Genomic DNA, 25,171 nt, shown 5'->3' with positions numbered 1-25,171 from the left:
CAGGAACAACAACAGCAGGAACAACAGCGTCAAGAAGAGCAGCAGCGCCAGGAGCAACAACGCCAGCAGCAACAGCAGCGTGAAGCCGAGCAGCAGCGTGAACAAGAGTTAGCCGCACAGCGCGAGGTTGAGTCGCGCATTCGTGCCGAGCAGGAACGCCAGCAGCAGGCTGATGCCGAGCGCCAGCGCCGTGAAGAAGCTGAACGTCAAGCCGCAGCAGAGCAGCGTCGACAGGAAGAGCGCCGGCAGGCTGAAGAGCGTCAACGTCAGGAGGATGCACAAGCCAAAGCGCGGGAAGAGGCACGCCAACGTGAAGCACAGGCTCAAGCTCAGGCTCAGGCTGAAGCAGAGGCCAAAGCTGAAGCGCAGCGGGCTGCACAGGCGGCAGCTGATGCGGTTATCGGTGATATTGGCTCTTATATCAGTACCATGCTGACAAAAAACTGGAATATTCCAGCCACTGCACGCTCAGGAATGCAGGCAACGGTTGAGATACAATTGATGCCAAATGGCGAAATTGCCGATGTGCGTATTGTACAGAGCAGTGGTGATTTGGCTTTTGATCGTTCAGCGGAGCAGGCTGTAAGAAGAACAGAGCGCCTGCCACGGGTAGCCGAAGTGGATCCGATATTATTTGAGCGTCGTCTAAGAAGAACACAGGTGGTTTTCAGGCCTGAAGGATTGAGATGGTAATGAGTATATTTAAAAAACTGTTATTTTTGTTAATGTTCAGTTTCAGCTCAGCGCTGATGGCGCAACAGCTAGTGGTGGAAGTGACCCAGGGTGTTGAAAGCCCGGTGCCCGTAGCTGTCGCACCTTTTGGTTGGCAGGGTGAGGCAGCTTTGTCGGACGATATTGCTGGCATTATCAGCCAGAATCTTGGTCGCAGTGGCTTTTTCAAATCGATGAGTCGTGAAAATATGCTGAGCTTTCCTGATCGTGAAGAGCAGGTATTTTTCCGCGACTGGCGTATGATGAATCAGGATTATCTGGTAACAGGTCGTATGGAGCCTCTGTCTGCTAGTGAGGTGAAAATTACCTTTGAGCTGTATGACGTACTTAAAGAAGAGCGTATTTTGGTGCGCGAAGTATCAGCAGGCAGTCAGAACCTTCGTGATGCGGCTCATTATATCTCCGATGTGATTTTTGAAGCCTTGACAGGGATTAAGGGGGCTTTTTCAACCCGTATTGTGTATGTGGCAGCGGATCGTCGTGATACGGATGAACAGCGTTACCGCTTGCGTCTGGCTGACTGGGATGGTGAGCGTGCCCGAACAATACTGGAATCCAATGAGCCAATTTTGTCACCTGCCTGGTCATTTGATGGTACCAAGCTGGCCTATGTCTCCTTTGAAACTACCCGTCCGGTTATCTATATCCAGCATCTGGCCACAGGGCAGCGTGAGCAGATACAGTCTTTTCCTGGATTAAATGGTGCGCCAGCCTGGTCGCCTGATGGCCACAAGCTTGCGCTGGTCCTGTCCAAAGATGGCAATCCTGAGATCTATGTGCTGGATTTAAGAACCCATGCACTGGATCGAATGACGCAAAGCAGTGCAATCGATACAGAGCCTTTTTGGGCACCGGATGGTAAGTCAATATTTTTCACCTCTGACCGTGGCGGCTCGCCACAGATCTATCGGATGGATCTGTCTTCACGTTCAGTGGAACGTGTTACTTACGAAGGCAGTTACAATGCCCGCGGACGTCTCACGCAAGACGGGCGTTTTCTGACCATGGTTCACCGTGGCAGTTCGCGTCGCTTCCAGATAGCTGTTCAGGACCTAAAGAGTGGACGTCTGGATATTTTAACCAACAGCGATTACGATGAGTCTCCAAGCATCGCACCGAACGGCAGTATTGTTATGTATGCTACTCAGGAAAGGGGCCGCGGTATTTTGTCCGCTGTATCTCTGGATGGGCGTATACGTTTCAGCATGCCGGTTCCTCAGGGAGATGTCAGAGAACCGGCGTGGTCGCCATTTTTGCAATAAACTGTATCAACCTTAAATTGAATTGCTTGCTCTTAAAGCGGGCAACAGGAGAAAGAAATGCGTTATGTTCATTTGACTAAAGCGCTAGCGTTGGCTGCTGTTATGGCGTTTGCTGCAGGCTGTAGCTCTACAGGCAGTAAAAGTGATTCAGGGGCTATGAATGGTACAGGTACAGGTACTGACACCAGTGCCTATGGTACTGGAACAGGTACTGGCGTAACGCCAGGTAGCTGGGAGGAAGTAGCGACTCTGAAAAATGTGTTTTATTTCGAGTTTGACCGTGCTGTCGTGCGTCAGGAATTTTTTCCTGATCTGGAAGGACATGCGCGTTACCTGGCAGGTAATCCGTCAGCACGTGTAAGACTGGATGGCCATACGGATGAGCGTGGTACACGTGAATACAACATGGCGTTGGGTGAACGTCGTGCCAATGCTGTTGAGCGTCTGTTGATTGTCAATGGTGCGAATGCAGGTCAGATCGAAACTGTCAGCTATGGCGAAGAGCGTGCGGCCGTTACGGGCAACCATGAAGGTGCCTGGTCACAGAATCGTCGTGTTGAATTGAGATACCTGAGCCGTTGATTGAAAAATGATGAAACCTTCACTGAAATACGCAGTTGCAGGTTGTCTGAGTGCTGTGCTGACGTTGTCAGCACAAGCTCAGGTGCCGGTGATCGAGATCAGGGGAAGTGGGGATGCATCAGCAGCCCCAGCGGGTGTTTCCAGTCAGAGTGAACTGATGTTGCTGGTTCTTCAGCTACAGGAAGATGTTCGCTTTTTGCGTGGAGAACTCGAAACTACGCAGCATAAGTTGCAACGGCTGGAAGCCGATTCCTCAGATCGCTACCGTGATATGGATCGGCGCCTTAGTGTGCTGATGCAGGCGGCCATGGACTCTGATAGCCTTCCTCCACTTTCAGCCCCTTCAGATTTATTGCCTGCCGATACCCTGCCACCTTCTGAGGCTGAGTCAGATCCGGCTATTGTGGCTGAACCTGCTTCCGCTGACGATCAGTTGGCCTATGACGAAGCCTTTGCACTGGTACGGGCACGCGATTTCGACGCAGCTATTGGTGCTTTTGAAGCGTTTGTGCAACGTTATCCAGAACATGCCAATACGGCCAATGGTTACTACTGGCTAGGTGAATTGCATCTTGCTAAAGAGTCTCCGGAGCTTGCCAGCAGTGCTTTTGAAACCGTGCTTGAGCGATTTCCAAATCACCATAAGGTTCCTGATGCTCTGTATAAGCTGGGCGTCACCTTGTCCAGGCTTGGGGAGCAGGAGCGCTCGCGGCATTTGCTGCAGCGTGTGATCAGCGAGTATCCACAGAGTACCGCTGCGACCCTGGCGCAAAGTTTCCAACCTGTAGAAAGCAACTGAAGAGGGCGTAAATAATGACTGGCAAATGTGCCGTTGTACTCCTGTCCGGAGGGCTGGATTCAGCAACGGTTCTGGCTATGGCCAAAGATCAGGGTTATAGCTGCTATGTACTTAGCTTTGATTATGGGCAGCGTTCACTGACTGAGCTGAATGCTGCGCGCATTGTTGCTATGGAAGCTGATGTAGTTGAACATCGTGTCTTGCGTTTGAATTTGGAAGATTTTGGTGGCTCTGCGCTGACAGATCATAACCTCAGTATGCCGGAATCGGATACTGATGATGTGCAGGAGGAAGGTATTCCGCTGACCTATGTACCTGCGCGAAATACCGTGTTTTTATCTCTGGCGTTAGGTTGGGCTGAAGTCCTGGATGCCAGTGCCATTTTTATCGGTGTAAATGCCGTCGATTATTCCGGCTATCCGGATTGTCGTCCTGAGTTTATCCGTGCATTTGAAGCAATGGCGGCTCTGGCAACACGCCAGGGTGTTGAAGGTAAGCCGATACGTATCCATACACCACTGATTGATCTCACTAAGGCACAAATTATTCAGGCTGGCACTGCGCTTGGAATGGATTACGCTAACACCGTTTCCTGTTATCAGGCCGATGATGAAGGGCGTGCCTGCGGGCGTTGTGACAGTTGTCGTTTGCGTGCCAAGGGTTTTGAGCAGGCCGGTGTGCCTGATCCGACACGCTACCAACCCTGATAGTTTATCAGTCTATTCGTGTTTTTCTATGTGCTATAATGCCTAGTTTTCATGCATGCCCAAGGCTTGCTGACCCTTTATTCAACTCGGAAGTATTGATGCTAAGTAAACGAGATTTGGCAGACCGTATTCTTGTACAAGAGCATTTTGCTCAGGAGCATTTACCTGATGCGCTGGATCAGCAGCAAACATCTGTGCTGATTGATGAAATCCTGTCGCTGCTGAAGCTGAAAAATGCTTGTCTGGTCGCACATTACTACACCGATCCGGTTATTCAGGCCCTGGCTGAAAAAAGTGGTGGCTGTGTTTCGGATTCGTTAGAAATGGCGCGGTTTGGTAGTCAGCACGACGCTTCCACGCTGCTGGTGGCGGGTGTGCGCTTTATGGGTGAAACCGCGAAAATACTCAGCCCGGAAAAACGCATTCTTATGCCAACGCTGGAAGCAACCTGCTCTCTGGATATAGGCTGTCCGGTTGATGAATTTTCGGCTTTCTGCGATCAGTACCCGGATCATGAGGTTGTTGTTTATGCCAATACCTCAGCCGCCGTGAAAGCGCGTGCTGACTGGGTTGTGACCTCAAGTATTGCGCTGCGTGTGGTTGCGCACCTGGCAGAGCAGGGCAAGAAAGTTATCTGGGCGCAGATAAGCATCTGGGTGAGTATGTTCAGCAGAATACCGGGGCTGAGATGTTGCTTTGGGACGGTGCTTGCATCGTGCATGAGGAATTCAAAGCCAAAGGGTTGCGTGATCTGAAAGCCATTTACCCTGAAGCGGCGGTTCTGGTACATCCAGAATCCCCGGAAGCGGTAGTGGAGCTTGCCGATGTGGTAGGTTCTACCAGTCAGCTGATCAAGGCTGCTGCTACGTTACCCAATCCGATGTTTATTGTTGCCACGGATCGCGGTATTTTTTACAAAATGCAGCAGGCAGCACCTGGAAAAACATTGATTGAAGCCCCTACCGGTGGTACCGGCGCAACCTGTCGCAGTTGTGCTCATTGCCCGTGGATGGCGATGAATGGTCTGGAAAATTTGCGGGATGTGTTGTTAAACGGTGACCAGGAAGTACACGTCAGCAGTGATTTGATCCGGAGAGCCCGCGTACCTTTGCAGCGTATGCTTGATTTTCCGTTGAATTAACCCGATTGCCGCCTACAGGTCTTCCTTGATCTGTCGGCGGATTTCCAGGGTTTCAGCTTCCAGTTGTTCCAGTCTTGCTATATCGGAAGGCCGAAGACCAGACTCGCGCTTGGCAAAAGTGACTTGTTGTAAGGCGCTGTCGATATCACCCGTCAGCAGGAAGTATTCAATACGGGCTTCATGAACCCCGGTAATATTGCCAGCCAGGCCTTCGGCTTCGGCCAGTTGATACCAGCTGTCAGTGTCAGTCGGGTAATCCTGTAGCAGGCGTCTATAGACTGGAACCGCACGCTCTGGCTGCCCCGACATATGCATCACCCGAGCATGTATTTTCATCACAGGCATGCTGTCAGGATACAAGGCCAGCATTTCCTCAGAGCGGGTTTCGGCTTGGCTGAAGTCGTTTTTTGCCAGCAATAATTCAATTTCGCTTAATAGAACGTAGGCATGCTGCTTCCACGGCGCCGGTAGCTGATTAAAGTGTTGGGTGGCGAGATCCAGTTGTCCCGTGCGTATGGCGGCCAGCATAACGCCGTAGTGTGCGATGGCACTATTGCTTTGATCGGTATCAGCAAGAAAGCGCTTTAATATTTCCCCGGGTTGATCACTGAGATGTACTTCTGAACGGGTTCGGATAATGTCAAATTCTGGTGAATAAGGGCGGGGGCTGACAGCTGGTAGAGTCTCCGCTCTATTTAATGAGTCAGCAATACGGGCTTCAGTGACCGGGTGGGAGAGTAAAAATTCAGGGGGGCGCTGACCATAAAACCGGTAGTTTCGCTGCAGGCGTGAAAACATCTGAGGCATGGCTTTGGGATCTCGGTTAGCGGCAACCATGGTTTGCATGCCCACCCGGTCAGCTTCTTCTTCGTTGCGACGGCTAAAGTTTAGCTGTGCTTGTGCTGAGGCGCCCATGGTTGATGACAGTGCTGCCGCTCCACCCTGGGGGTCTGCCGCTGCAATGAGTATGCTAGCCAGTACACCCGCTAAGACCAGTGGCTGGTTGCGTCGCTCTTCTTCGATACGTTGAGCAAAGTGACGTTGGCTTAAGTGTGCAAGCTCATGTGCAAGCACTGATATCAGCTCATCTTCTGATCCGGCAGCCGTGATCAGCCCGGCATGAACGCCGATAACCCCACCGGGTACGGCGAAGGCATTGAAAGTCGGATTATCCAGAACAATCAACTCAAGGCGCCGATCTGATAGCTGGCTGTGTGGGGCAAGATCCCAAAGGAGCTCTTCCAGGTATTGAAATATCAACGGATCATGCAGCAAGGGTGCCCGGCCACGCAACAGGCGTGCCCAATTACGCCCAAGACGATATTCAGATGCCATGGATACCGATGCGGATGAGCGATCTGACAGGATTGGCAAATTCGTTGATGCACTGCTGGCTGAAGTAAATAGTAAACTTGAGCAGATAGACAGCAGCATAGCCGAGAGTATAAATCTCAAATATAAATACCTGTTTGTCATAGTGATAAGTTGTAATACCATGAGCAGCACTTTAATCTAAGCGTGGCATTTACGTCCAGCAGCTTCAATAAACGGCTGCCGTTATATTTGACATGCTTTGAAACCGAGGTTTACATGGTGTTTAAATCTGAACCAGATCAGTTGCTTGATGCCAGCGGGCTTAATTGTCCCTTGCCCTTATTGAAGGCTAAGCAAGCGCTGAGCAAGATGGAAATTGGCCAGGTGTTGAAAGTAACAGCCACTGATGCCGGTTCTGTCAGGGATTTTAAAGCCTATACAGATCAGTCAGACCATGCGTTGCTGGAGTCGTTCACTGATCAGGATACATTTGTTTATTTAATTCGCCGTGGCTGATAAACCTAGCCGCAGGAGTACGCGTAATCATGATAAAAATTCTCGGTAAGTGGGTTCATCGTTATTTCTCAGATGAAGAGGCACTCTTACTGTTTTTTTTATTAGTCATTGCTCTAGTTGTTATTTTGACTTTGGGTAAAGCGTTAGCACCGGTGTTCTTCAGTATTATTCTGGCATTTTTGATGCAGGGAGTGGTGCAGCGTTGCAGCCGCTTTATGCCACGTAATATATCCATATTGTTAGTCTTTACCAGTTTTATGGCGGCTTTTCTCGCGTTTATGTTACTGGTCATGCCACAGATCTGGCGGCAGTTGGTGACCTTGCTGAATGAAGCGCCACGCATCATGTCTGAGATTCAAAAAGTGCTCTTGCTCTTACCTGAACGCTACCCTGAGCTGGTGGCAGAGCAACAGATACGTCAGTTAATAGCGATTGCAGCAGCTGAAATAGGTAAAGCATGGCAGTGGGCGTTAACCTTCTCGTTGCACTCCATTACCAATATTGTTGCTTTGTTAATCTATCTTATTCTGGTGCCGATCCTGGTGTTTTTCTTTATGCGTGATGGCAACTATCTGGCCGGTAGCCTGACAGCCTATTTACCGGAAAAGCGCGACATGATGCGACGTATCTGGACTGAAATGGATGCCCAGATAGCCAACTATATTCGCGGTAAGTTCATTGAAATCTTGATTGTGGGCTCTGTTTCTTATGTCGTGTTTGTGTTTATGGGGCTGAATTATGCCGCGCTGCTGGCGTTAATGGTGGGCTTGTCGGTAATCATTCCCTACATAGGCGCTGCTATCGTAACTCTGCCAGTAGCTGGGGTCGCCTTCTTCCAGTGGGGCTGGGGCAGTGAGTTTATTACACTGATGGCTGCTTATTTTGTGATTCAGGCGCTGGATGGCAATGTGCTGGTTCCGATTCTGTTTTCAGAGGCTGTAAATTTGCATCCGGTATCCATCATAGTGGCGGTGCTGGTGTTTGGTAGCTTGTGGGGCGTGTTAGGGGTGTTCTTTGCCATTCCCTTGGCTACCCTGGTTAAGTCTGTGGTGAATGCCTGGCCCAAAGCTATGGAGCATGCTCATGATGGACAGGTTATCGATCCTGAAACTGAAACTGAGGCTGAGCAGGAGAAGTGATTCGCTCCTGCTCGCTGTTTCTGTCAGATCACTCGTTCACAGCGCTTTGACGCTTTCAAGTACTTCCTCTGCATGACCGGGTACTTTGACTTTACGCCAGGCTGGCGCAGTACGCCGGCTTTGTCGATCAGAAATGTGCTACGTTCAATTCCCAGGTGCTCTTTGCCATAAAGTTTTTTTAGCTTAATAACATCGAATAGCTTACAGACAACTTCATCCTTGTCGCTGATCAGGTCAAATGGAAAAGCCTGTTTAGTACGGAAGTTCTCGTGACTTTTTAACCCATCGCGTGATACACCAAAAATTTCTGTGTCCAGTGCCTGGAATTGGTCATACAGGTCACGGAAATTTTGCCCCTCAGTTGTGCAGCCAGGCGTGCTGTCTTTAGGATAAAAGTAGATGATCAGGTTTCGACCTTTGAACTCACTGAGGGTAAAGGTTGTCTCTCTGGTTGCGGGGGCACTAAAATCGGGCACAGGATGCCCCGTAATTAGCTCACTCATTGCTCTCTCCTGAAAAAGTCTGTTGAAAAATGCGTCTGCTACTACGCTAAAGGGGGGTTATTCGTTTAGAATGACCGGTCATTCAGATAAGATAACGATAACAGAAGCAGATCCTCAGGTTAACATTGTTTCTGTTTACGCCCGGTGCGAAATTTAGATCGCCCCCGTTAGATATAAATATGGAGAATATGATGATTCGCGGCAGTATTGTAGCGCTGGTAACCCCGATGGCCCTCAATGGAGATATTGATTGGGAAGCGTTGAAGCAATTGATTGAATTTCATATTCAAAAGGGCACAGCCTCAATTGTAGCCGTGGGTACTACCGGTGAGTCAGCCACACTCAGCTGTAAAGAGCATGCTGAGGCTATAGGTTTTATTGTTGATCAGGTAGCGGGCCGTATTCCGGTGATTGCCGGTACCGGTGCAAACTCAACGCGTGAGGCGATTGAACTGACCCGTGAAGCCAAAGCCGTGGGCGCTGATGCCAGCCTGCTGGTGACACCTTACTACAACAAGCCTACTCAGGAGGGCTTGTATCAGCACTATTGTGCGATTGCTGACGCTGTTGATATTCCGCAGATACTCTATAACGTGCCGGGACGTACGGCCTGCGACATGTTGCCGGAAACCGTTTTGCGCCTGGCAACAGTGACTAACATTATCGGCATTAAAGAAGCGACGGGTAACCTTGAGCGGGCCAAAGAGCTTATTGATGCCACGCCAGATAACTTTGCCGTGTACTCTGGTGATGATGCTACAGCGATTGAGCTGATTCTTTTGGGTGGTCAGGGAAATATCTCCGTGACTGCGAATGTGGCTCCTGCTGAAATGGCCGAGCTGTGTCGTCTGGGCCTTGAGGGGCAGGCCGATGCCGCTCGTGATCTGCAGCATAAGCTGATGCCGCTGCATACCCGTTTGTTTGTTGAAGCTAACCCGATCCCGGTGAAATGGGCTCTGGCTGAAATGGGGTTAATGCAGCCTGGTATACGTTTACCCCTAACGCAACTTTCACCCCAGTACCATGAAGTGGTACGTCAAGCTCTCAAAGACAGTGGCATCGCATGATTATAAATAGCAAAATACATTTAGCGCGAATACTGACCTTACCCTTTCTGGCTGTTGTACTTGTTACGACGGGTTGTGGCTCTGTAAAAAATCCTATTTATGGTGAACATGGCATTATACGTGATCGCAGCCAGGACTATGAATTGGCAGAAGCGGGTCAGCGCCTGGAAATACCCGCACATATTCAAGCGCGTGAAACCCGTGATCAGTTAGTTGTGCCGAATGTGGGTAGTACTGCAACACGGATTGAAGGTCGTTTCAGAGCGCCCCGGCCAGAGTTTTTCTATGTCGATCCTGGATCTGACCTGGTCAACCTGCAGCGCCTGGATGGTGAGCGGGTCATCATGGTTGATGAACCGATTGCAGATGTATGGACCAAAGTCATCGATTTCTGGGATTACAATGGTGTCAGAGTTGCACGAACTGATCCGCGTCAAGGGGTGATCGAAACCGACTGGATTCAGACAGATGGTCAGGAATATAACCTGGTTGATCGCTGGTTACGTCGATTGACCTTGCGTTCACTGGAGGGCCCTGCTGAGAATAAGCTCCGCGTTACCGTGCGACCAGATCCGGATAACTATGATCGGACCTCTATCCGCATGCAGCATGTTCAGTATGCTTCCGGGCAGGAACCTGAAGAGATTAACTGGGACACGGGTGTCGCTGATATCAGCTATCAGAGTGATATGATGTTTGAGATGTTACGCTACTTCAGTCGTGCCTCTGAGCCTACTACGGCGCGAACACTGTTGGCCATGCAGCAACAGCGAGCTAGTCGTGCTGAATTGGGGCGTGATGGGCGCGGTAACCCGGCACTCAGAGTCAATGCCCCGGCAGATCGAGCTGGGTGTTAATTAACGAGGCATTGGATAAAGCTGATGTTGATGTGGGTACGCGTGATCAACAAGCTGGTATTTTTTATATGACCTACACCACCACAACCCCTGTTGAAGATACCAGTCGTCAGGGTTTCTTTGACTGGTTGTTCTCGGACCGTGAGGAGATAAAGCTGGATACCAGCTTTATCAATTCAGCACTGGGTCTTGAGTCAGATGCAGCTGAACAGAATATGTATTCTTCACGTGGCACTCTGACTTCGGCTGAACAGGCTGGTGATGAGGAAGTGCAGGCTGATTTGAATGATCCAAATAATCCAGCTAATCAGGATGGCTATAAAATCTGGTTAGGCGGGCGTGTTATTTTTGTGTTTGGCGGCAGTGGCCGTGGTGTGTTTAATAACAACACCGGTGAGTTTGAACATGTGGGTCGCTACCAGCTTAATCTGAGTCGTACCCGCTCGGGTGTGATGGTGACAGTTCTGACAGATGAGGGCATTGCAGCACCCGCTGTCGTGGCTGAAGAAATACTCTGGCAGATTAAAGATCAGTTGCCGCAAACACTTTAGATGACAGATATTTAATGATTCTCAGCACTCTTTATACGGGTGCTGTCTATTGGAGATAAGAATGGAAAAGCGTGAAGCACTTTATGCGGGTAAGGCCAAGTCTGTTTATACAACGGATGACCCTGATCGCATGGTCATGGTGTTCCGTGATGACACCTCAGCCTTTGATGGCAAAAAAGTTGAGCAGCTTGATCGCAAGGGTAAGGTAAACAATAAATTCAATGCTTTTATCATGCAGAAGTTAGAAGCAGCCGGCATTCCAACACACTTTGAAGCGTTGTTGTCAGATACCGAGAGTTTGGTTAAACGCCTGGATATGATGCCGATTGAGTGTGTGGTACGCAATGTTGCTGCCGGTTCTCTGTGTCGTCGGCTGGGAATAGAAGAAGGCCTGGATTTGATCCCCCCTACCTTTGAAATGTTTCTGAAAAATGATGCACTGGGTGATCCAATGGTAAACGAGTCGCATATTGCGACCTTCGGTTGGGCCGAGCCTGAGCATATAGAAACCGCTAAAGCGCTGACATTTAAAACCAACGATGTACTGAAAACACTCTTTGATGATGCCGGTCTGCTGCTGGTTGACTACAAGCTGGAATTTGGATTGTACCAAGGCCAGGTTGTTTTAGGTGATGAATTCTCGCCTGATGGATGTCGTCTATGGGATAAGCAAACGCGAACTAAAATGGACAAAGATCGCTTTCGCCAAGGGCTTGGCGGTGTGATTGAAGCTTACGAAGAAGTAGGCCATCGTCTTGGTATTGATTTCGACTGAAGGTGGATTTAACGCATGCGCGCTGTATTTCTGGATAGCTTAAGTCTGGATGATCTTGATCTGACACCACTTGAAGCGGGTTTGTCAGAGCTGGTTGTTTATCCAGGTACCTTGCCAGAGCAGGTGGCGAAACGGATACAGGGCTTTGATATAGTTATTACCAACAAAGTGCTGCTGTCAGCTGAGGTAATTCAGGCAACGCCTGGTTTGAAGCTGATTTGTGTTGTCGCTACGGGGGTGAATAATGTTGATATCGAAGCAGCAACGGCGGCGGGTATTCCGGTATACAACTGTCAGGGATACGGCACAGGGTCAGTTGCTCAGCATGTGTTGATGTTAATGCTGGTCATGCACACCCGCTTTGTTGATTATAAAGCGGCGGTGGAGCAGGGGCGCTGGAATCAGTCGTCACAATTCTGTTTGCTGGATTATCCTATTCTGGAACTACGCGGCCGAACCCTGGGTATTGTGGGTTACGGTGTGCTGGGTGCTGAAGTTAAGCGACTGGCTGAGGCTTTCGGCATGAATGTCTTGATTGCGGCACGACCAGGAAGTGAGGCAAAGGCTGGGCGTGTACCCTTAGCTGAGCTGTTACCTAAAATCGATGTGTTAAGTTTGCACTGTCCGTTAACAGAAGAAACCCGTGACCTGATTGATGCCGAGGCACTGGCATTGATGCCGCAAGGCAGTTATCTGGTAAATGCAGCGCGTGGTGGTATCGTCAATGAGTCCGCACTGGCTGATGTGTTGTGTTCCGGGCACCTGGCTGGTGCCGCAACCGATGTGTTAACCCAGGAGCCGCCTAAGGAAGGTAACCTGTTATTTGATACGGATATACCTAATCTGCTGATTACACCGCACTGTGCCTGGGGTAGTCGTCAGGCGCGTGAAACCATTATTCGCCAGACCTGTGAGAATATTCAGGATTGGCTGGTTGATGGCAACCAGCGTCGGGTAAACTGACAGTAGAATCTGTCAGAAGGGACAGGGGGAGTTAAAATCCATCCACTGTCCACTGACAGGGTGCTGCAATCCCAACTGATCGGCATGCAGCATCATGCGCTCATGGCTGCTGTGCTCGGCTTCTTCAGTGTAAAACACATCTCCCAGAATTGGATGGCCCATGGCCAGCATATGTACGCGCAATTGATGTGAGCGGCCGGTGTGCGGGTAGAGCAGCATACGACTGCAATTGTCCTGCTTGTCGATACATTCCCAGTGTGTTAGTGAGGGTTTGCCCTGCTGGTGATCAATCAGCATGCGCGGACGACGCTCCCAGTCAGGGCCGATTGGAAGATTGATTTCACCCTTGCTATCACCAACCTGTCCCGTGACCAGCGCCTGATAGCGTTTTTTTGGAACACGCTCCTGGAATTGAATACTTAAGGCTCGATGTGAACCACGGTTGAGTGCCAGTACCAGCAGTCCTGAGGTGGCATAGTCCAGCCGGTGTACGATGCGGATGGTGGGAAATTCCATTTGCAAACGGCTTACCAGGCAGTCTTTTTTTTCTTCGCCGATACCGGGCACAGATAACAGATCGGCTGGTTTTGAAACCACAACCATTACGTCATCAGCATAAAGTAGCTCAATCATGTATTTATCTCAAACAGTGCCATGGATTCAATATGCGACGTATTGGGAAACATGTCTAATACTGAAAAACGTTGTAAACGGTAGCCTGCTGTGAGCATTAACGCCGTATCTCTGGCGAGTGACGCTGGATTGCAGGCAATGTAGAGGACCTTTACCGGTTTGAGTTGCAGTAACTGGGGTATCAACTCAGCTGCGCCACTGCGAGGCGGATCAAGCAGGATCAGATCGGCAGATCCATTGCGAAACCACGCGGTTGCTGTGATGGGTTGGCTTAGATCAGCGCAGTGAAACTCAGCATTATTGAGCCCGTTCAGCTCGGCATTATGGCGGGCACGTTTAACCATCGTCAGGCTGCCTTCAACACCGATGACCTGCTTCAGGTGCGGGGCCAGCGGCAGAGAAAAATTACCCAAGCCGCAGAATAGATCCAGTAACACCTGGTTGGGTTCAGGTTTAAGCCATTCCAGCGCGCGTTTAATCATGGCACGGTTAACACTGGCATTGACTTGTAGAAAGTCGCCTGGCAAAAATTGCAATCGAGTCTGCTCGTCAGCCAGAAAATTCAATTCGGGGGTGGATGACAGAGGAGTCAACTGATGCTGGTCGTCTTCAGTCCAGGCTGATAACTGGAGCTGCTCCGCAATGCCAATCAAGCGCTGCTTGAGTTGCTCAGATGCGGGTCGGGTCAGTCGAAAACGCAGTGCACCGGTATTGTCACCTAAACTGACGAGAACTTCGGTTAAATGGCGTAGATCCTTAAGATCATCAAGAAATGCGTGCAGCGTGATGAACAGTCTATCCAGACGCGGGTCAAGTACCGGACACTGGTTAATATCCATTAGCTTTGCTGACTGGCGTCGACGAAATCCAATCAGAAGTGCACCATCACGTTGGCGTTGATTGATGCCGATACGTGCGCTGCGACGGTAGCCTGTGGCAGCCGAGATAACGGGCACATCGATAACATGAGGTGTGCAGCCAGCAAAGCGCTGCAGCAGGTCCAGTACGAGTTGCTGTTTGATTTCAGGGGCTCGCTCGGTATTCAGGTGCTGCAAATCACAGCCGCCGCAGCTATTGTAATGCGGGCAGACGGGTGGCACTCTGTCGCTACTGAAATCAGCGATGCTGATAGCCTCGCCTTCATCATAGCGCTTATAGGATTTTTCCAGCCTGACACTGACTCGCTCACCCGGTAGGGCATTGCGTACGAATACAGTTTTTCCCTGATGGCTGGTAATGCCACGACATTCATGGCTAAACCGATCCACCAAAAGTGGCGTATCAAGGATTTGCAATGGTTTAGCTAGTGGTTTTGAACGCTGTTGTTTTCTGGGCATATTATTCTGAAAAAAAGAAAGCGATTATAGCCTATTTTGAAGCCGAGCGGGGCATGGATTCACGAATTTAAGGTGGTCTGCATAATATCCGATCAATTTACTCGGAATTGTTTTCGGTGTATGCTGTCTACACTATATCCACGATGGTTGTGAGTGTAAAAACTATGATAATTACCGTAACAGATGGTGGCCAGGAATACTTGGCCGGCTTGCTTGAAAAACAGAATGTCGAAGGTATGGCTGTACGGCTTTTTGTGACTCAGCCAGGAACGCCTTACGCTGAAACCTGTCTGGCCTATTGTCGGCCAGATGAAGTGAATATTGAAGATGAGGTAATGGAAACGCCAAAGGTGCGCTTTTATCTTGAGCGTAACAGCCTGCCTTTTTTAGAAGAAGCCACCATCGATTTCGCTGAAGATCGTATGGGTGGACAACTGACAATCAAGGCACCTAATGCGAAGATGCCGAAGGTATCGGCTGACAGTCCGTTGCAGGATCAAATTAACTACATTCTCTATTCCGATATCAATCCAGGTCTGGCCGCGCATGGTGGTGAAGTCAAATTAATTGAGCTGGTTGAAGAAGAGCAGGGGCAGATTGCTATACTGCAATTTGGCGGTGGTTGCCAGGGGTGCAGTGCGGTTGACTTGACGCTGAAGGACGGCGTTGAGAAAACCCTGATCGAGCGGGTGCCGGGACTGATGGCTGTAAGAGACGTTACCGATCACAGTAATAGAGCCAATGCGTATTACAAATAAATCAACGCATACTCCAAATTGCAACAGATGGCCGTATAGTTGAGTATCGCTGTACGGCTTGTTTTTTTTGGGTCCTGACCCCATAGACTGATACTATCCAAAGAGCACAGCTCAAACCGGGCTGGTGCGCAGCACAGAGGCACAAAATTATGGATCACTTTGAAGCAAAAGATGACACAGCCCCGAGTGGCCAGGTTGCTATTGAGCTTCCGGTTCTCCCTTTGCGGGATGTGGTTGTTTATCCGCACATGGTCATTCCGTTATTTGTTGGCCGGGCTAAATCGATTCGTGCCCTGGATATTGCGCTGGCACAAGATAAACAGATAGTTCTGGTTGCGCAGAAAAGCGCATCCGAAGATGAGCCTCTGCTTCAGATCTTTTTCATGTGGGCACTGTTGCTACAGTACTACAGATGCTGAAGCTTCCGGATGGCACGGTCAAAGTGCTGGTTGAAGGTGAGTACCGTGCACGGATTGCATGCCTGACAGATGACGAGGAGTGTTTTTCAGCCAGTCTTGAGGTGATGGTTACTGAGCTGGCAACAGATGCAGAAAGTGATATCTATAAGCATACAGCCCTGGATCAGTTTGAACGTTTTATTCAGGTCAACAAAAAAATTCCTGCTGAAGTGCTGAACTCCCTGCAGAATATCGATGATATCGGACGCTTGGCTGACACCCTGGCTGCACATATGGCACTCAAGCTGGATGAAAAGCAGAAGGTATTAGAGATGCTCAGTAGTCGTGAGCGCCTCGAATATTTGATGGCCAAAATGGAAGCTGAAATTGACCTTGTTGAGGTTGAAAAGCGTATCCGTGGCCGGGTCAAAAAGCAGATGGAAAAAAGCCAGCGTGAGTATTATCTGAACGAGCAGATGAAGGCTATTCAGAAAGAGCTGGGTGATATGGATGAAAGCGGCGGCAGCGATATGGATGAGCTGCGTCGACGTATAGAAGCGGCTGAAATGCCGGAAGATGCGCTGAAAAAGACACTTGCAGAACATAAAAAACTGCAAATGATGTCGCCTATGAGCGCTGAAGCGACGGTGGTGCGCGGTTACATCGACTGGATGCTACAAATACCCTGGAAAAAGCGTTCCAAGGTTCGCCTGGATATGCAGCGGGCTCAGACCATTCTTGATGAAGATCACTTTGGTCTTGATGAGGTGAAAGAGCGCATCGTCGAATACCTGGCGGTGCAGAAGCGCGTTAAAAAACTGAAAGGGCCAATCCTCTGCCTGGTGGGACCTCCTGGGGTCGGAAAGACCTCATTGGGTAAATCAATTGCTCGCGCCACCAATCGCAAATATGTGCGTATGGCGCTGGGTGGTGTGCGTGATGAGGCTGAAATACGTGGGCATCGTCGTACTTACATAGGTTCTATGCCGGGTAAACTGGTGCAGAAAATCACCAAGTCAGGCGTTAAAAATCCATTGTTCCTGCTGGATGAAATTGACAAGATGGGCATGGACCATCGTGGCGATCCATCCTCTGCATTACTGGAGGTGTTGGATCCTGAGCAGAATAACACCTTTAACGATCACTACCTGGAAGTAGACATGGATCTCTCGGATGTGTTGTTTATCTGCACGTCCAACTCCATGAATATTCCTGGACCTCTGCTGGATCGTATGGAGATCATCCGTATACCGGGGTATACCGAGGATGAAAAACTCAATATTGCTAAAAAATACCTGATCACCAAACAGATCAAGCAAAGTGGATTAAAGGCGGGTGAACTGGAGTTTACCGATGCGGCCATACTCGATCTGATTCGCTACTACACCCGTGAGGCGGGTGTGCGTGGGCTGGAGCGGGAAATAGCCAAAATCTGCCGTAAGGCAGTGCGGGAGTTTGCGCTGAATAAAATGACGGCTGACCTGCAGCAAGTAACCTCTGATAATCTGGAGCACTATTCCGGTGTGCACAAACACAGCTATGGGAAAGCCGAAGAGGAAGATCTGATTGGTCATGTCACCGGGCTGGCCTGGACACAGGTAGGGGGCGAAATTCTCAGCATTGAAGCGGCTCTCGTGCCTGGAAAAGGGCGTCAGATTCACACAGGTTCACTTGGCGATGTGATGAAAGAGTCTATTCAGGCGGCGCTGACTGTTGTGCGTAACCGATCACAGCAACTGGGTATTCGTGCTGATTTTCATGAGAAGCACGACATTCATATTCACGTCCCTGAAGGGGCTACACCGAAAGATGGACCCAGTGCGGGGATTGGCATGTGTACGGCTCTGGTTTCAGTGCTGACAGGCATTCCAGTGCGTTCAGACGTGGCTATGACGGGTGAGATCACACTGCGCGGACAGGTGTTGCCGATTGGTGGTTTGAAAGAGAAATTACTGGCAGCCCATCGTGGTGGTATCACTACAGTGATCATTCCTGATGAAAATAAACGCGATTTAAAAGAAATACCTGAAAATATTAAGGCAGACTTGGACATAATCGCGGTAAAATGGATTGATGAGGTTCTGGATATTGCTTTGACCCGGGTTCCGGAGCCTCTTTCAGACCAAGAAACTGAAATTGTTAGTAAAGAAACTAGTGGCGTAAAAAATGAGCCAGGGCAATTAAGTACCCATTAATCGTCTGAACCCTGTTAAAATGGGGCTCTTCGGTTGACACGGGAATCTGAGTATTGGTATAAAGTGGCCTGACGCGTAACGGCTCACACCACGCGAACAGAACAAAATAACGATGCATTTAAGGGGAACAATGTGAATAAATCTGAATTGATTGATGCTATTGCTGCGTCTGCTGATCTACCTAAAGCAGCTGCAGGTCGTGCATTGGATGCGACTCTGGAAGCTGTTACAAAAGCATTACAGAACAACGAATCCGTTGCTCTGGTTGGTTTTGGGACCTTCTCGGTTAAAGAACGTGCTGCCCGCACAGGTCGCAATCCACAAACAGGTCAGCCGATTGAAATTGCCGCTGCTACCTTGCCAACTTTCAAGCCCGGAAAGGCTCTGAAAGATGCGGTAAACAAGTAAACTGACCTTTCTGGTCGAAGAAAGAAGAAAGCGCATTCCCACGGGTGCGCTTTTTTTGTATGACAACCATAGGTGAAATGTAAACAATGCTTCAAACCATCAGGGATAACTCAAAAGGTATCATTGCCAAGACCATCGTCGGCCTGATCGCACTGACATTTGTGTTGTGGGGGCTGAATCACTGATAGGCCTGGGCTCCCAGGAAAAGCCTGTAGCTGAAGTCAACGGTGAAGATATCGCCGTTATTGATCTGATGCGTGGAGTTGATTTGCAGCGTCGGCAACTGCTGATGCAAATGGGTCCGGATGCTGACCCGACACAGCTGGATGATGCTTTGTTAGAGCGCAGAGTGTTGGAAAGCCTGATAGAGCAATCCTTGTTGATTCAATCTGCGAATCGTCAGGGTCTGTTTGTGTCTGAAGAAATGCTGGATCAATTGATTGTGTCGACACCCGAATTTCAGGTAGATGGGCGTTTTGACCGCAATCAATTTGAAATGGTATTACGTAACGCCGGGTTTACACCCTTGATGTACCGCGAGTTGTTACGCAAGGAAACGCTGGCTGATCAGGAGCGAAGTGCACTTGTCTTGTCAGCATTCAGTACACCGGATGAGATCGAGCGCATTGTCAGGCTGGATCAACAAAAACGTGACTTGGCCTGGGTCAGACTGCCCTTGCTGAATGTATTGAATGAAACCAGTGTATCTGAAAGCGAAATTCGTGAACTTTACGAACAGCGCGCAGGGTCTTTGCAGACGCCTGAGCAGGTTGTACTTGACTATGTCATGCTGGATAAAAATGATTTTGTAGATCCATCACTGGTAAGTGATGATGAAGTGCGTGGTATCTATGAGCAGATGCTGGCTGATTTTGTAAGCGAAGAAGAGCGCTCGGTATCACATATTCTGATCGAAACCACTGAATCACGTGATGAGCTGGCTGCCTTGGCTAAGGCGCAGGAGATTTCCCTGGAACTGGAAGCAGGTGCTGATTTTGCTGAATTGGCACAGCAACACTCAGATGACCCTGGTTCGGCTAATGAAGGTGGTTCTATGGGTTATCTGACTCAGGATGAGTTGGTTGATGAGTTTGCTGATGCGTTGTTTGATATGACTGAAGTCGGGCAGGTGTCTGAGCCGGTGCAGACCGAGTTTGGTTTTCACCTGATCCGTCTGGATGGAATACGCCAGGGAGAACAGCCCTCATTTGAACAAGAAGCATATGATTTGCGTCTTGAGATTGCTGAGCGTGATGCCGAGATGCGCTATGTGGAGCAGATGGAGCGTCTTGCCGACCTGTCGTTTTCTGCCGCTGATTTGATTGTACCGGCCGAAGAACTGGATCTGGTTATTGAACGCTCTGAACCCATCAGCCGTGAGGGGGGTGCCGGTGAACTGGGAGGTAACTCTCGTGTCGTTGATGCCGCTTTCAGTTCTGACCTGCTAGGTGAACGTCTTAATAGTTTGCCTATAGAGCTGGACCGTGAACGTACGGTTGTGGTGCGGGTTCATGAGCACTTGCCTAGCCGTCAGGTTACATTTGAAGAAGTACGTGATGAGCTGGAGCTGGAATTGATTACGGCGCAGGCCACTCAGCAGCTTGAGCAGCAAGCCTCCGAGTGGCTGGATGCGTTGCAGGCAGGAGAAACACTGGCACAACTGAATGATGATTATAATTGGGTTGAAGTGATTGATGCAGACCGTGGTGACTCGCGTGTGCCGTCTGAAATCCGGCAGCGTGCCTTTGCTATGCAGGGTGATCAGCTGCCTGGTTTTGAGCTGATGCAGCTGCGTGATGGTAATTTTGCTATCATCCGGTTGGATGCAGTACAGCAAAGTGAGGCAGATTTGAGTGCTGAGGAAATGGCGCTGATGATGTCCTTGCTGGGTGCTACTCAGGGTCAGCAGGAATATCAGAGCCGTGTAGACAGTCTACGCCAGTCCGCTACGGTTAAGCGCAACTGAGCCCTCCTTGGGCTCTTGTACCGCCGATCCAGGTCAGGAAAGTAGCTTCAAGCGCAAGGACGCGCTGTGTCACCGAAGGCGGCCAGGAGCAGTTCTTTGGTATAGGGGTGTTGCGGGTCTTGAAAAATGCTATCGGCATCTCCTTGTTCTACAGCCACGCCATCTTTCATAACCAGTAGCCTATGACTCAGTGCTCTGATAACAGCCAGGTCATGGCTGATAAACAGGTAGCTGAGCTGATAGCGCGCCTGTAAATCCCGCAATAACTCGATAATTTGTTTCTGTACGGTTCTATCCAGTGCAGATGTGGGTTCGTCGAGTACAATCAGTTCTGGCTTAAGCACCAGCGCTCTGGCAATCGCAATTCTCTGGCGCTGTCCCCCGGAAAACTCATGCGGATAGCGGTTGCGAATAGTGGTGGGTAAGCCCACATCCTCCAATGCCTGGCAGATGCGTTGTTCAATGTCGGCTTTATCTGTAATACCATGAACTTCCAGTCCTTCTGCTATGGATTCACCAATCAGCATGCGTGGACTTAGACTGCCAAAGGGGTCCTGAAAAACAATCTGCATCTGTTTTCGATAAGGCCTAATGGCTTTCTGGGCCAGTTTGTTAAGATCCTGACCAACAAAATTTATCCTGCCGTCCGAACGGATCAGGCGCAGGATTGCCAGCGCCAGTGTGGTTTTGCCGGAACCAGACTCACCCACAATACCCAAGGTTTCACCACGATGCAGGGTCAGGTTAATATCATTGACCGCTTTATTATATCCACTGATACGTTTAAGTAAGCCGCTATGGATGGGAAACCAGACGTTAAGAGACTGGGTTTCCAATACCTGTGGGTGATGTCTGCAACATCGGCAGGTCGTCCAGCAGGCTCAGCATCCAGGAGTTTACGGGTGTAGGGGTGTTGGGGTTGCTCAAACAGTACCTGGCAGGGTGATGATTCAACCTGGCGTCCCTGATGCATTACACAAACACGGTTGGCATAGCGCCTGACAATGTTCAGATCGTGCGTGATCAGCAAAACGGCCATGTTCAGTTTTTGTTGCAAACTTTTGAGTAGCTCTAAAATTTGTTGCTGAATAGTAACATCCAGTGCGGTGGTAGGTTCATCTGCAATCAATAGTTGTGGTTCGTTTGCCAACGCCATGGCAATCATGACACGCTGACGCAGGCCGCCGGATAGTTCATGTGGATATTGTTTAAGGCGCTTTTCCGGTTCAGGAATGCCGACCAGCTCTAAAAGCTCAAGAATTCGTACCCGTGCTTGTTTGCGGTTCATGCCGGCATGTAATTGTAGTGTTTCTCCAATCTGCTTCTCGACACAATGCAGCGGGTTGAGTGAGGTCATGGGCTCCTGGAAAATCATGCTGATGCGATTGCCACGAATTGCACGAATCTTAGATTCACTAGCCTGAAGCAGATCTTCACCCTGAAATAGTATCTGTCCCTGAGGGTGCTCGCCAGCGGGTAGGGCAGTAACTGCAGAACTGACAAGGCCGTTACTGATTTTCCAGAACCGGATTCGCCTACCAGTGCAACACATTCACCAGGTTGGATATGCAAATTAACTTGATGAACTACCGGGGAGTTGGCAAAGGCAACTGACAGGTTCTTAATGTTTAATAGTGCTTTATCCATCTATCCTGCCCTGTTTTGGTAATGCCTGATCAGCCACCCGTACCAAGCTGCATATGAAACGTTGTTCCTGATTCCAAGTCTGATGTAACCGCCATATGACCCTGGTGCTGCTCAGTAATGATGAAATAAGCAAACGATAAGCGCTTACCAGCTTCATTTGTGTGCTGGCTGGCTTCATTGTTATTGAAGAAGGGCTCAAACAGGGCCATCTGCTCTTCGTCTGACAAAGTTTTGCCATTGTGATTGATTCGAATCCACAGCGTATCATAGGACTCGCTAACATGAATACGGATGCATGGAGTCACGCGTAATTCTGCCTCAGTTATGGCATCAAAAGCATGCCGGAAAAGGCTGAGAAAGGCTTGCTGTAATTCAATGTTGTAACAGGGCAGTGTGGGCAGATTATCATCGAAGTGTTTTTCAATGTGTATATTACTAAAACGGAAATCATCAGGTGAAATAAGTACGTCGTTAGCAAGCTGTAGCGCATGTTCCAGTAACTCCGGCACTTGTGCCGGTAGTTTTTTATCGTTGCGCTGACGCGAAAAGGCCAATAAATTATTGATAATTGCAGCTACATTGCGCCCTTTCTCAGATGCATCAGCGAGCAGGTGGTTCAGGCGCTCTATTTCTTTGCCTGTTTCATTCTGCGGCTGCATGAGCTTGCCCGAGGCCAGCAGGCTTTGAAAACTGCTCAGATCAAACAGTATCGCCTGAAGTGGCGTATGAATATCATGTGCCATGGTCGCTGCGAGCTCACCCATAGAAGCAATTTTGTCATTATGTACCAGCATGTTTTCAGCTAGAATCTTCTGGGTGACATCGTCAATTAGAATCACAACGCCTTGTGCATCCTGTCCCTGTAGTGGGTAGATGGTGATGTTAAAATAGTAAAGCCCACTTTGACTTTGTTTGATATACACAGGTTCATTCTGGTTTAGTGCTTGCTCTATCTGTGCGGGCTTGATACCGATGGTAGGATAAATCTGCCATAGATCCATGCCCAGTGCCTTCGTGGTGGTCACACCAGCAATTTCTTCCGCTTGACGGTTCCAGTGAGTGATCTGTCCTTTGGGGTTAAGGCCTACCAGCATAAGTGGTAAAGAGCGCAGTATATTGGCTACATAAGACTCTGACGCTTTCAGCTCAGCTGTACGCTGTTCTACCCGGTCTTCCAGTTGATTGCGAATGAGGGTCAATTCGTGGTTGGCACGATGTGCCTTGCGCCAGGTCAACAGCAATCCCAACACAACCAGTGACAGGATGATGATCAGGATGCCGCTGGAGAAGTTGGCTACATACTGCCAATTAGTGCTACCTTGTTCATCTTTGAAATACTGTCCAAGATCCAGACTGGCGTGTAGTGCTGTTGATGGCAATAAAAGCAGGGCAGCAAGGACCAGGTGAAAAAAGCGGAAAACAGATCGCTGCATGGAACACTATCTCCTGGTGTTTTTTAGATATATATAACTGCCTATTCTAACAGCTTTTGTTAGCTAACCAGAAGATTAGCAATGCTTCTGGTTAAGACTATCGGCACTCCTCTTTGCGCATATCGCACAATTCACTGTATTTAAGCAGAGTGGACCAGTACTGGATTTCTTCCTCCGGTAAAGCAATGCTTTCAACCGAGCGGAAGGGAATGGTTCGCCAGGATTTATTTAAGCTGTAGACTGTGTTTTCTCCCGAAATAATACGGCTTAGAACAATTTCACCCCATTTAGCACCTGCGACCTGACCGCACCAACTGATCTGTGTTGTCTCGGCATGAGCGCTTGAACGACCGCCGGACAGAATTCTGAAATGACTAAAGTCACAGCTACTTTGCAATGCCTCGCGCAGTTGGGCAAGGTAATCTTCTGGTGACATGCGCAGGTTATCAATGAGCTGAATGGCGAGCATTTCCCGCCAGTTGATAATGGTCTGGTCAGCAGGAACCACTTCTTTTACGCCGCGGCCATCCAGCCATTCTTTATGTACAGTGTGCCAGCCTGGTGGAATATAGATTTTCAGTATTTCACCCCCTTCCTCTGAGTTGAGTACATCGGGTGTTGCAAGAATTCGAAACTCTCCGGTTTGAGCCATTGCGCTGTGACTGAATAGGCCGATCAGAAACAGGAGCCAGGTAAGGCGTTGTAAGCTAGTCATGGGATTGTTCTCCGAACAACAGGTGTTTAAGGCGTCAAAAATAGTGTTGCCATAGCAATCGTAGGCTGATCAGTAGTGAGATGCCAACCAGTAATGGACGGATTAACTTCACTCCGTGGCTGACAACCATACGCGACCCTACACGAGCGCCCAGATATTGCCCAACTGCCATGGCTAGCCCGGCTGACCAGAGAACATGGCCGCCAAGTGCAAAAAATATCAATGAGGCGATATTGGATGTGAAGTTAAGTAGTTTAGTATGCGCGGTGGCTTTAGCCAAGCCGTACCCGGCCAGGGCAACAAAGGCTATAGCAAAAAAAGAGCCCGTTCCCGGGCCAAAAAAACCGTCATAAAAGCCAACACTGGTGCCGATCAGAAAGGCAAAGGCTAAGGGAGTGATACGTTGCTGGCTGTCATCATTGCTGATTCGGGGTGAAAGTAAAAAATAGAGGGAAAAGCCGATCAGTAGAAAAGGCAGTAGTTTGCTGAGAAAGCCGGAGTCCATGCGTTGGATTAGCAAGGTGCCTATCACGCTGCCACCAAAAGTGCAGAGGATATGAGGCCACATTGTATTTAACTGGATCAGCCCTGGCGCCAGAAATAAAGAGTAGCCGTAAAGGAACCAAAGCAACTTTGCAATTTGTTGGTGGCCAGAGCCATAGCTGGCGGCATGCCGGTGGCAAGCAGTGCCGGTAGCGTAATCAGTCCACCGCCACCGGCTATGGCGTCAATAAAGCCCGCAGCCAAGGCTGCCAGCATCAATAACAACAGGG

The 25,171-nt window shown here is 49.4% G+C and carries 19 protein-coding genes and 7 pseudogenes; 18 read left to right on the top strand and 8 right to left on the bottom strand.

Annotated features, from left to right (window positions below; translation table 11 throughout):
- The 6 genes and pseudogenes from LH51_RS05260 to nadA all read left to right on the top strand — a co-directional run.
- A partial coding sequence (locus LH51_RS05260; RefSeq protein WP_036520437.1) for an energy transducer TonB occupies positions 1-693 on the top strand: 693 nt, incomplete at its 5' end.
- Entirely contained in the window at positions 693-1,994 is a 1,302-nt protein-coding gene (gene tolB / locus LH51_RS05255; RefSeq protein ID WP_235263534.1) for a Tol-Pal system beta propeller repeat protein TolB, read from the top strand. The genes LH51_RS05260 and tolB, both read left to right, overlap by 1 nt.
- A 57-nt stretch (positions 1,995-2,051) precedes the next feature.
- On the top strand, positions 2,052-2,576 hold the full coding sequence (pal, locus tag LH51_RS05250; protein WP_036520434.1) for a peptidoglycan-associated lipoprotein Pal: 525 nt from the start codon (positions 2,052-2,054) through the stop codon (positions 2,574-2,576).
- Between the two features lie 7 nt (positions 2,577-2,583).
- On the top strand, positions 2,584-3,375 hold the full coding sequence (ybgF, locus tag LH51_RS05245) for a tol-pal system protein YbgF (protein WP_052063464.1): 792 nt from the start codon (positions 2,584-2,586) through the stop codon (positions 3,373-3,375).
- Positions 3,376-3,389: 14 nt separating this feature from the next.
- The gene (queC, locus tag LH51_RS05240) at positions 3,390-4,082 is read left to right on the top strand and encodes a 7-cyano-7-deazaguanine synthase QueC (protein ID WP_036520432.1); all 693 of its coding nucleotides are present in this window, start codon (positions 3,390-3,392) and stop codon (positions 4,080-4,082) included.
- Positions 4,083-4,180: 98 nt separating this feature from the next.
- A pseudogene (gene nadA / locus LH51_RS05235) lies at positions 4,181-5,223 on the top strand (quinolinate synthase NadA).
- Positions 5,224-5,235: 12 nt separating this feature from the next.
- Here the strand turns inward: nadA and LH51_RS05230 are convergent.
- Complete coding sequence (locus LH51_RS05230; protein ID WP_235263533.1) at positions 5,236-6,678, bottom strand: M48 family metalloprotease; 1,443 nt, start codon at positions 6,676-6,678, stop codon at positions 5,236-5,238.
- Between the two features lie 135 nt (positions 6,679-6,813).
- Here LH51_RS05230 and LH51_RS05225 point away from each other — a divergent pair, with 135 nt between their 5' ends.
- Both LH51_RS05225 and LH51_RS05220 read left to right on the top strand, forming a co-directional pair.
- Positions 6,814-7,053: a sulfurtransferase TusA family protein gene (locus LH51_RS05225; protein WP_036520477.1), complete on the top strand. Its 240-nt coding sequence runs from the start codon at positions 6,814-6,816 to the stop codon at positions 7,051-7,053.
- A 29-nt stretch (positions 7,054-7,082) separates the two neighbouring features.
- Complete coding sequence (locus tag LH51_RS05220) at positions 7,083-8,192, top strand: AI-2E family transporter (protein WP_036520426.1); 1,110 nt, start codon at positions 7,083-7,085, stop codon at positions 8,190-8,192.
- A gap of 36 nt (positions 8,193-8,228) precedes the next feature.
- On the opposite strand, the pseudogene LH51_RS05215 reads toward LH51_RS05220, so the two are convergent.
- Positions 8,229-8,695, bottom strand: a pseudogene (locus LH51_RS05215) (peroxiredoxin).
- 191 nt (positions 8,696-8,886) lie between these two features.
- Here LH51_RS05215 and dapA point away from each other — a divergent pair.
- The 5 genes from dapA (at position 8,887) to LH51_RS05195 (ending at position 12,908) form a co-directional block, all read left to right on the top strand.
- Complete coding sequence (gene dapA / locus LH51_RS05210) at positions 8,887-9,762, top strand: 4-hydroxy-tetrahydrodipicolinate synthase (protein ID WP_036520423.1); 876 nt, start codon at positions 8,887-8,889, stop codon at positions 9,760-9,762.
- Positions 9,759-10,619, top strand: a complete 861-nt coding sequence (bamC, locus tag LH51_RS22205) for an outer membrane protein assembly factor BamC (RefSeq protein WP_235263532.1) — start codon at positions 9,759-9,761, stop codon at positions 10,617-10,619. The genes dapA and bamC overlap by 4 nt, the downstream gene beginning before the upstream one ends.
- On the top strand, positions 10,613-11,170 hold the full coding sequence (locus LH51_RS22200) for a hypothetical protein (RefSeq protein ID WP_235263531.1): 558 nt from the start codon (positions 10,613-10,615) through the stop codon (positions 11,168-11,170). Before bamC ends, LH51_RS22200 begins: the two co-directional genes overlap by 7 nt.
- Positions 11,171-11,231: 61 nt before the next feature.
- Entirely contained in the window at positions 11,232-11,945 is a 714-nt protein-coding gene (gene purC, locus LH51_RS05200) for a phosphoribosylaminoimidazolesuccinocarboxamide synthase (RefSeq protein ID WP_036520421.1), read from the top strand.
- Between the two features lie 15 nt (positions 11,946-11,960).
- Positions 11,961-12,908: a 2-hydroxyacid dehydrogenase gene (locus LH51_RS05195; protein WP_036520420.1), complete on the top strand. Its 948-nt coding sequence runs from the start codon at positions 11,961-11,963 to the stop codon at positions 12,906-12,908.
- Positions 12,909-12,920: 12 nt separating this feature from the next.
- Here LH51_RS05195 and LH51_RS05190 read toward each other — a convergent pair whose 3' ends face one another.
- Positions 12,921-13,541, bottom strand: coding sequence for an RluA family pseudouridine synthase (locus LH51_RS05190; RefSeq protein WP_036520418.1), 621 nt, complete (start codon positions 13,539-13,541; stop codon positions 12,921-12,923).
- Positions 13,538-14,878: a 23S rRNA (uracil(1939)-C(5))-methyltransferase RlmD gene (rlmD, locus tag LH51_RS05185; protein WP_036520417.1), complete on the bottom strand. Its 1,341-nt coding sequence runs from the start codon at positions 14,876-14,878 to the stop codon at positions 13,538-13,540. Before rlmD ends, LH51_RS05190 begins: the two co-directional genes overlap by 4 nt.
- A 164-nt stretch (positions 14,879-15,042) precedes the next feature.
- Between rlmD and nfuA the strand changes: the two genes are divergently transcribed.
- From nfuA to LH51_RS05165, 5 genes and pseudogenes are all read left to right on the top strand, one after another.
- Positions 15,043-15,636, top strand: a complete 594-nt coding sequence (gene nfuA / locus LH51_RS05180) for a Fe-S biogenesis protein NfuA (protein WP_036520475.1) — start codon at positions 15,043-15,045, stop codon at positions 15,634-15,636.
- Positions 15,637-15,785: 149 nt separating this feature from the next.
- Positions 15,786-18,229 (top strand): annotated as a pseudogene (gene lon / locus LH51_RS05175) (endopeptidase La).
- A gap of 129 nt (positions 18,230-18,358) precedes the next feature.
- Positions 18,359-18,637 (top strand): annotated as a pseudogene (locus tag LH51_RS05170) (HU family DNA-binding protein); the annotation flags it as partial.
- An 86-nt stretch (positions 18,638-18,723) separates the two neighbouring features.
- Positions 18,724-19,148, top strand: a pseudogene (locus LH51_RS24660) (SurA N-terminal domain-containing protein); the annotation flags it as partial.
- Entirely contained in the window at positions 19,134-20,603 is a 1,470-nt protein-coding gene (locus LH51_RS05165; RefSeq protein WP_442934813.1) for a peptidyl-prolyl cis-trans isomerase, read from the top strand. The pseudogene LH51_RS24660 and the gene LH51_RS05165, both read left to right, overlap by 15 nt.
- Positions 20,604-20,650: 47 nt before the next feature.
- Here the strand turns inward: LH51_RS05165 and LH51_RS05160 are convergent.
- The 4 genes and pseudogenes from LH51_RS05160 to LH51_RS05145 form a co-directional block, all read right to left on the bottom strand.
- Positions 20,651-22,250, bottom strand: a pseudogene (locus tag LH51_RS05160) (ABC transporter ATP-binding protein).
- A 29-nt stretch (positions 22,251-22,279) separates the two neighbouring features.
- Positions 22,280-23,683, bottom strand: a complete 1,404-nt coding sequence (locus LH51_RS05155; protein ID WP_036520415.1) for a two-component system sensor histidine kinase NtrB — start codon at positions 23,681-23,683, stop codon at positions 22,280-22,282.
- Positions 23,684-23,780: 97 nt separating this feature from the next.
- On the bottom strand, positions 23,781-24,398 hold the full coding sequence (locus LH51_RS05150; protein WP_036520413.1) for a hypothetical protein: 618 nt from the start codon (positions 24,396-24,398) through the stop codon (positions 23,781-23,783).
- A 34-nt stretch (positions 24,399-24,432) separates the two neighbouring features.
- A pseudogene (locus LH51_RS05145) lies at positions 24,433-25,157 on the bottom strand (TSUP family transporter).
- Between the last annotated feature and the right edge of the window lie 14 nt (positions 25,158-25,171).

This window comes from Nitrincola sp. A-D6 (genome assembly GCF_000764495.1).
Lineage (GTDB): Bacteria > Pseudomonadota > Gammaproteobacteria > Pseudomonadales > Balneatricaceae > Nitrincola.
Note: the sequence above shows the minus strand (reverse complement) of the source record. Positions and strands in the feature narration are given on the sequence as shown.